The organism is Caulobacter sp. B11 (genome assembly GCF_002737765.1).
Taxonomy (GTDB): domain Bacteria; phylum Pseudomonadota; class Alphaproteobacteria; order Caulobacterales; family Caulobacteraceae; genus Caulobacter.
This window is the reverse complement of the sequence record NZ_PEGG01000196.1, coordinates 1-7,155: the sequence shown is the minus strand read 5'-3', so window position 1 is coordinate 7,155 and position 7,155 is coordinate 1. Positions and strand designations below refer to the sequence as shown.

Annotated in this window: 6 protein-coding genes and 1 pseudogene; 3 read left to right on the top strand and 4 right to left on the bottom strand. The window is 67.7% G+C overall.

What is annotated here, in order from left to right:
- The coding region (locus CSW58_RS08850) for a DUF2939 domain-containing protein (RefSeq protein ID WP_236627732.1) at positions 1-573 on the bottom strand (573 nt) is incomplete at its 3' end.
- A 314-nt stretch (positions 574-887) separates the two neighbouring features.
- Between CSW58_RS08850 and CSW58_RS08845 the strand changes: the two genes are divergently transcribed.
- Positions 888-1,679 (top strand): hypothetical protein, encoded by a 792-nt coding sequence (locus CSW58_RS08845; protein ID WP_099447045.1) that lies wholly within the window; start codon positions 888-890, stop codon positions 1,677-1,679.
- Positions 1,680-1,775: 96 nt separating this feature from the next.
- On the opposite strand, the gene CSW58_RS08840 is transcribed toward CSW58_RS08845, so the two are convergent.
- Complete coding sequence (locus CSW58_RS08840; RefSeq protein ID WP_099447044.1) at positions 1,776-2,987, bottom strand: NADP-dependent isocitrate dehydrogenase; 1,212 nt, start codon at positions 2,985-2,987, stop codon at positions 1,776-1,778.
- Positions 2,988-3,436: 449 nt separating this feature from the next.
- On the opposite strand from CSW58_RS08840, the gene CSW58_RS08835 reads away from it, so the two are divergent.
- Positions 3,437-5,704: an ATP-binding protein gene (locus tag CSW58_RS08835; protein WP_236627731.1), complete on the top strand. Its 2,268-nt coding sequence runs from the start codon at positions 3,437-3,439 to the stop codon at positions 5,702-5,704.
- Between the two features lie 15 nt (positions 5,705-5,719).
- On the opposite strand, the gene CSW58_RS08830 is transcribed toward CSW58_RS08835, so the two are convergent.
- Together CSW58_RS08830 and CSW58_RS14070 are read right to left on the bottom strand one after the other, a co-directional pair.
- Positions 5,720-6,490, bottom strand: a complete 771-nt coding sequence (locus CSW58_RS08830; protein WP_099447043.1) for a serine hydrolase — start codon at positions 6,488-6,490, stop codon at positions 5,720-5,722.
- Between the two features lie 135 nt (positions 6,491-6,625).
- Entirely contained in the window at positions 6,626-6,775 is a 150-nt protein-coding gene (locus tag CSW58_RS14070; protein WP_161494591.1) for a hypothetical protein, read from the bottom strand.
- A 53-nt stretch (positions 6,776-6,828) separates the two neighbouring features.
- On the opposite strand from CSW58_RS14070, the pseudogene CSW58_RS08825 reads away from it, so the two are divergent.
- Positions 6,829-7,155, top strand: a pseudogene (locus CSW58_RS08825) (TrmH family RNA methyltransferase); the annotation flags it as partial.

The window sequence follows — 7,155 nt, the reverse complement described above, 5'->3', positions numbered from 1 at the left end:
GGTCAGCGCTCGTCGCGCGGCAGGCGCACATGCACCAGACGCCAAGTGAACAGCGCCTTGCGCTCGAAGGTGAAGATCGTCTGCTTCGACGGCGCGCCCGGCCGCTTGATGACGATCCGCACGCGTTGGGATCCCAGTAGCGATGCCCGGTTGCGGACCCGTCACCGCGGCCTTGGCCCGCTCGGCCAGGGTCACGGGCCGGGCGCCCGGCTTGGGGGCGCCGCCGGGGGCGTAGCCGCGCGTCAGGTCCTGCAATCCGCCGATGGTCAGGTAGCGATCAACCTTCGGCTCGGGAGGGGCCATCGGGCCCATGGCGCGCTTGAACACGTCCAGCGGGTTGCGCCAGATCGACGGCGGCTCAGGCGCCGAGGCGGGGGCGGCGACGTCCAGCTGGGCGGTCAGGCTCTTGCGCACCAGGGGGAAGTCGACCAACTCGCCGACGGCCTGCACGTCCTCGTACTGGGCGGCGGCCTTCAGCGCCCGGAACGCGAACCAGGGCGCCGAGACGAAGGTGGCCGCGAAGACGAAAATCCCCAGAACGATCAGGTCCCAAAGGCGCTTTTGCAAACTCATCGGCGATCCCCGCGACATGAGCGGCCATAAAAGGGTTAATCGCGGGATCGCCGCAAGGGGCTTCGCGTGGGGCGGGACCCGCCTGGTCGACCTTTGGCCCGCGCCCCGGGGGGACCGCGTGGTCGACGACCGGGGCGCGTCGCGGCGCCGGGCGCGCCGATCTTTGGAGACTCGCCGGAGCCTGTGCTATCGCCGGAGAAACTGTCAGGGCCTTCGAGTTTCATGATCGTCTACGGCATTGAGCGCGACCACCGCTACACCATCGTTCCGTTTCTGCAGGGCGCGGGGCCGAGCTGGAGCCGATCATCCGCGTCGTGCCCTACGACATCCTGTTGCCGCGAACCAACCTGCCTCAGGCGGTCTATGTGTTCACCGATCTTGACCGACTCGGGGCCGCGGACCTGGCCGCGGCCCGCGGGCTGGCGGCGGCGGTCGAGCGCCATCTCGGCGCGGCGGCCATCGTCAACGACCCCCGGACCATGCTGACCCGCTTTCCGCTGATCGAGGCCCTGCGGGCCCGCGGCAACGCCTTCGCCGCCTACCGCGCCGACCAGATCGACGACACGACGCCGATCCGGTTTCCGGTCTTCCTGCGGCGGGACGACGGTCACACCGGCGCAGCGAGCGACCTGCTGCCCGATCGGGAGGCCCTGCGAGCGGCGATCGCAGCCCAGCCCGAACACCAAGGCCTTTACGTGGTCGAGTTCGCCGACACCAAGGATCCGGAAACCGGGGTCTATACCAAGTACTCGGCCCACCGGGTCGGGGACCGCATCGTGGCCGAACATGTCATCTTCAGCCGCCAATGGATGCTGCGGCGATCCGATCTGGTGGGGCCGGAATATCTTGACCTCGAGCAGGCCTATGTCGACACCAATCCCCACGAGGCCGAGATCCGCGCCGTCTTTGACCTGGCCAGGATCGGCTACGGCCGCATCGACTATTCGATCTGCCCCGACACCGGCGCGATGCGGGTTTGGGAAATCAACACCAATCCCGACCTGACGACGCCCCCTCAGGCCGAGCGCATGCAGCGCTATTTCCAGATCAGCGCCATGATGGTCGAGGCCCTGCGGGCCCTCGACGCCAGCCTCTCGCCGGCCTGACGGCCCGCCGCCAACGAAAAACGCCCCCCGGAGGTCCGGGGGGCGTCTTGGAGGTCACCGTCCGCCGGAGCGGATAGGCCGGCCTCGATCCATGGATCAGGCCATGGCCTTCTTGAGGTTCTCGTCGATCTTGTCGAGGAAGCCCTCGGTGGTCAGCCACGACTGCTTGTCGCCGACCAGCAGGGCCAGATCCTTGGTCATGAAGCCGCTTTCGACGGTGTCGACGCAGACCTTTTCGAGGGTCAGGGCGAAGGCGGCCAGCTCGGCGTTGTCGTCCAGCTTGGCGCGGTGGGCCAGGCCACGCGTCCAGGCGAAGATCGAGGCGATCGAGTTGGTCGAGGTGCTCTGGCCCTTCTGGTGCTGGCGATAGTGGCGGGTCACGGTGCCGTGGGCGGCCTCGGCTTCCACCGTCTTGCCGTCCGGGGTCATCAGCACCGAGGTCATCAGGCCCAGCGAGCCGAAGCCCTGGGCGACGATGTCGGACTGCACGTCGCCGTCATAGTTCTTACAGGCCCAGACATAGCCGCCCGACCACTTGAGGGCCGAAGCCACCATGTCGTCGATCAGACGGTGCTCGTAATGGATGCCGGCGGCCTTGAACTGTTCGGCGTATTCGGCGTCGAAGATCTCCTGGAAGATGTCCTTGAAGCGGCCGTCATAGTATTTGAGGATGGTGTTCTTGGTCGACAGATAGACCGGATAGTTGCGGGTCAGGCCGTAGGCGAACGAGGCGTGGGCGAAGTCCCGGATCGACTCGTCGAGATTATACATGCCCATGGCCACGCCGGCCCCGGGGGCCTGATAGACCTCATGCTCGATGACCGCGCCGTCCTCGCCGACGAACTTCATCGTCAGGACGCCCTTGCCGGGGAACAGGAAGTCGGTGGCCTTGTACTGGTCGCCGAACGCATGGCGGCCGACGATGATCGGCTGGGTCCAGCCGGGCACCAGGCGCGGCACGTTCTGGCAGATGATCGGTTCACGGAAGATCACGCCGCCCAGGATGTTGCGGATCGTGCCGTTTGGCGACTTCCACATCTTCTTGAGGTTAAATTCGGTGACGCGCTGCTCGTCGGGGGTGATGGTGGCGCACTTGACGGCGACGCCGTGCTTCTTGGTGGCCTCGGCGGCGTCGATGGTCACCTGGTCATTGGTGGCGTCGCGGTTCTCTACGCTGAGGTCGTAATAGTCGAGCTCGAGGTCCAGGTATGGAAAGATCAGCTTGTCCTTGATCAGTTTCCAGATGATGCGGGTCATTTCGTCGCCGTCCATGTCGACGACGGGATTGGCGACTTTGATCTTGGCCATTACGGGGGCTTTCCTCTGGCGGTGGCGCGCCTGTGACGCTTTGGCGCACAGGACCAAAAGTGCGGCGCGGACGGCGAGCCTATAGACTGTTGTTGCCCCAGGGAAAAGCCGGAGCGGATCGCTGCGGCGTTTTCTGGGCTAAGTTGTTGAACGCACGGTAAACTCCTATTGATGGTCCTGGAGTTAAGGAAAAGCGTGCAGAGGTCCAAGATCACCAATGACGTGACCGCGCCCCTCGCGCGCCGCTTGCTGGCGATCGTGGCGATCCTGTCGATCGTGGTCACGGGCGTCGCCACCGCGGCCACCTTCCTGTTCGTGCAAAAAGCGCCGCCGACACCCAGATCCGGCACCTGCGCGAATATGTCGGCGAACGGGTCAAGACCGAGGACCGTCTGTTCTCCGACCTGGTCAAGGTTCATCAGGCCGCGTCCGATTCCCTGGCGCGTCGCATGGCCTCGGTCGACTACGGTACGCTGGACGCCGACTTCGACGCCCTGTTCCCGCGCAAGGGCGATGGCACGCGGCGCACGCCGGCGACAGCCTATGACGGCGGCCGAGTCAACGGCGCCTATGTCTATGGGATCGGCGGCTACTTGCCCCGCGAGGCCACGCTATCGGACCAGGAAAAGGCCCTCTATCTCGCCGCCGCCCAGGTGGTGGCCCATACCGGCGAAGCGGAATTGAACCGCTACGACAACTTCTACTTCTTCACGCCCGAAACCCGTCTGGTGATGTTTGGGCCCCGGCGCCCGGATCGACTGCTCTATTACCGCCAGACCGCGCCCACCGACCTGGACATCAGCAAGGAGGAGATGATGCTCCTCACCTTGCCGGCCCAGAACCCCGCGCGGGTGATGAAGTGCACCAAGCTGCGCAAACTGATTTCCGATCCCAGCGGTCGGGGGCTGAGCGCGGCCTGCATGACGCCCTTCGACCATCACGGACTGCATCTGGGCGCCTGGGGCACCACCCTGTCGCTCGATTCCTATCTGCTGCGGGCCGTCGAGGACGCGTTGCCGGGCGGCCGCAACATGATCGTCTCGTCGGATGGCGAACTGATCGCCTCGCCCGGCCTGGCCCGCAACGGCTTTGTCGACGCCAGGGCGCTGAGCAAGCTGCAGGCGGAGGAGGGCGTTGTCGACCTGGTCCGCCAGATCCGCGCCCGGCGCGATGACATCGGGGTGATCCGCAGCCGGCAGGGCGACCGAGTGATCGCCTACGGCCGGCTGGTCGAGCCGGACTGGTACTTCCTGATGAGCTTCCCCTCCGGCGATCTGGTCTGGTCGGCGGTCAAGTCCGCCTCCTGGGTGCTGCTGTTCGGCGTTTTGGGGATGCTGGCCCAGGTGCTGCTGCTGTACCGGATCATGAACCACGCCATCGTCAGGCCGCTGGGCGATCTGTCCGACGCGCACCGGTCCGATGATCTCACCGACGCGGTGCCGATCGAGGCCCGGCCCGACGAGATCGGCGCCCTGGCCCGCACCCTGCGCCGGCAGCGAGACGGCAATGTCGAGCTTCTGCGTTCGCTGGAGGATCGCGTCGCCGAGCGGACGGCGGAACTGGAGCGCGCCAACCAGGCTAAGTCGATGTTCCTGGCCAATATGTCTCACGAACTGCGCACGCCGCTGAACGGGGTGATCGCCATCGGCGACCGGCTGGCCGAAGAGGCCGACCCCAATCGCCGACGCGAGCTAGCGGCGCTGGTCACCTCATCGGGGCGTCTGCTCGAGCAGGTGCTGGGCGACATCCTCGACGTCTCCAAGATCGAGGCCGGCGAGTTCCAACTGACCACCGCGCCGTTTCACCTGGACGTGCTGGTGGCCGGCATGGCCGAGCTGCACCGCGCCGCCGCCGACGCCAAGGGCCTGGACTTCCGCTGGTCGATCACCGACGAGGCGCGGGGCTACTATCTGGGCGACGCCGGACGGATCAGCCAGATCCTCTCCAACCTGCTGGCCAACGCCGTCAAGTTCACCAGCATGGGCGGCGTGGAGCTGTCGGTCGAAAATACCGAGGGTGGCCTACGCTTTTCGGTCGCCGACAGCGGCGTCGGCTTCGACGAAGAGGTGCGCGAGCGCCTGTTCAAGCGCTTCGTCCAGGCCGACCAATCGATCACCCGCCAGTTCGGCGGAACCGGTCTGGGCCTGTCGATCAGCGCGGCCCTGGCCAATATGATGGGCGGCACGATCGACGCCCGCGCCGTGGTTGGGCTGGGCGCGACCTTCGTGGTCGAGCTGCCCCTGCCCAGCGCCGACCCGGCCGAGGGCGCCAACAGCGAGGTTGATGACGCCGAGGTGTCGCTGGAAGGCCTGCGGGTGCTGGTCGCCGAAGACCACCCCACCAATCGCAAGGTCGTCGAGATCGTGCTCGAGCCGTTCGGCGTGGACCTCACCATGGTCGAGGACGGGCAGGCGGCCGTTCGGGCGTTCGAGGTCGGGGCGTTCGACGCGATCCTGATGGACATGCAGATGCCGGTCATGGACGGCCTGACCGCGACGCGGGCGATCCGGGCCCTCGAGGCGGCCTCCGGCGCCCCCCCGATCCTGATCGTCATGCTGACCGCCAACGCCATGGCCGAGCACGTCGTCGCCGCGCGGGAGGCGGGCGCTGACCGCCACCTGGCCAAGCCGATGCAGCCGGGGCAATTGCTGCACGCCCTGGCCGGAGCCCGGGCCCGCCGATCCGTCGAGTCCCCGCCGGCGGACGAAGGCCAATAGTCCCGCGTCCGGGGCCTATCGGGCGGCTGCCATCACGATCCCGCCGACCTCGGCGATCACCGCCTCGCGGGCGGCGGCGTCCTGGGTCGAGCCGGTGAGGAACACCGTCACGGCGATCCTTCGCCCATCCTTGAGCGTGTAGAGGCCGATGTCATTGGTGGCGGGATTGACCCCGAAGGCCGTGCGACCGGTCCCGGCCTTGTGCGCCAGGGTTCCGCCCGGCGGGGTCGCGGCCGCCAGGCGGGCCAGGCCCGTGCTGGACCGGGTCATGAGGGCGTTGAGGCGGCGGCTGTAGGCCGGCGAGAGCAGTTCGTTCTGGGCCAGGGCCTCGAGGAACCTCACGGCGCCGATCGGGGTGGCGGTGTCGCGCCGATCGGCCAGATAGGCGCTCGCCGCCGCGCGGGCCGTGGCGGGCGGAACGGCGGCCACGGCCGTGTCATAGGCGGCCTGCCCCTTCCAGGCGGACCGGAACGAGGCCAGGCCGTCGATTTCGGGCTGAAGTTGCCGCTCATAGCGGTCGACGCTGACGCCCTTGACCTTCTTGCCCTCCAGCCAGCTGGTCACCACGCCCGGACCGCCGATCCGCTTCATCACCGCGTCGGCGGCGGTGTTGTCGCTGTCGACCACGGCGCGCTCGATCAGCTCGCCGAGCGTGTAGCGCGCGCGTTTCGGCCAGGCCTCGGCGATGGCGCTGCGGGGCGGGGACAGGTCGATGTCGCGGATCTCGATGATCTCTTCCGCCGAGAGCCGGCCCGACTCGATCTGGGCCAGGGCGGCGGCGGCCAGCGGGGCTTGAACACGCTCTGCATCGGGAAGGGACGGTCGCCGTTATAGGCGATGATCTGGCGCTGCTGAGGTCCTGTACGGCCACGCCCAGCACGGCCGGCGCGGCGGCGATCTCGACCGCGCGGAACTGGGCGGTCAGGGCGCGCGGTCGAAGGCCAGATCCCCCTGGCCCAGCATTTCCGGCTCGCGCGAGCATCCGGTGATCGCCAGGAGCAACAGGCGGCGGTTACGGCGCGGAACGACATGGGCGGGCCTCTGGACAAGCTTGACCAACCCGTAACGCACGAGATGACGGTTGGGACTTGCATCCTTGCACGCCCCGGCGGCAAAGGGAGGCGATGAGCGCCCCATTTCCTCCGCCCTGCGTCATCCTCAATGTGCCCCAGCTGGCCGAGAACATCGGCGCCGTGGCCCGGGTCATGGCAAATTTCGGCCTGTCGGAGCTGCGTCTGGTGCGGCCGCGCGACGGCTGGCCGCAGGAACGGGCCTGGGCCAGCGCCTCGGGCGCGACCTGGCCTTTGGACGAGGCCAAGGTCTTTGACACGCTGGAAGCGGCCATCGCCGACCTCAAGCTGGTGTTCGCACCACCGCCCGTCCGCGTGAAACCCCGCCTGCCGGTGCTGACCCCGCGCGAGGCGGCGGCCCAGCTGGCCGACGACGTGGCC

Excerpts from the sequence above, each read along its gene's own strand:
- CSW58_RS08840 (WP_099447044.1), bottom strand. The coding sequence starts at position 2,987 with ATGGCCAAGATCAAAGTCGCCAATCCCGTCGTCGACATGGACGGCGAC.
- CSW58_RS08835 (WP_236627731.1), top strand. The coding sequence starts at position 3,437 with ATGGCCTCGGTCGACTACGGTACGCTGGACGCCGACTTCGACGCCCTG.